Source organism: Candidatus Corynebacterium faecigallinarum, from assembly GCF_052264515.1.
GTDB lineage: Bacteria > Actinomycetota > Actinomycetes > Mycobacteriales > Mycobacteriaceae > Corynebacterium > Corynebacterium faecigallinarum.
Genome location: NZ_JBQQOC010000101.1, coordinates 1 through 416 on the forward strand (window position 1 = coordinate 1; position 416 = coordinate 416).

Annotated in this window: 1 pseudogene; it reads right to left on the reverse strand. The window is 63.2% G+C overall.

The window, feature by feature from the left end:
* Positions 1-295 (reverse strand): annotated as a pseudogene (locus ACTXPP_RS14240) (IS1634 family transposase); the annotation flags it as partial.
* Between the last annotated feature and the right edge of the window lie 121 nt (positions 296-416).

A 416-nucleotide genomic window follows, 5' to 3' on the forward strand; every position in this document is an offset into this window, starting at 1 on the left:
CGGTGTCGATCGCGTCGAGCAGGTAGCCGGAGCGTTGTGCGGTGACCTCCCACGGTTGCTCTTCGGTGCCTGTCCCACGGACTGCTGGGATATCGGTGACGTCGAGGTCCAGGCCGAGTTCGAGCTGGTTGCCCTGGAGTCGTCGGGCGGCTTCGGCCTTCAGCGCGGCAAGTTCGGCGTCGGTGTGGGCTGAGCCGAGGTGTTCCATCGAGGTCGCACCACCAGCGTAGGAGTAGATGATCTGCACCGCAGTAGCCCCGGAGGCGGTGGTCACGGTGCGGATCCTGGGCTGCATGTTCAGGAGTCTACCGGTCCAGGACTGACTGGTTAGTACGGTTTTTCGCCGAATTCCGCCGAAGCCCCGCAGGTCACGGACTTAGATGACGTGACAACACCGAAACGTGAGCCAAGTCAGG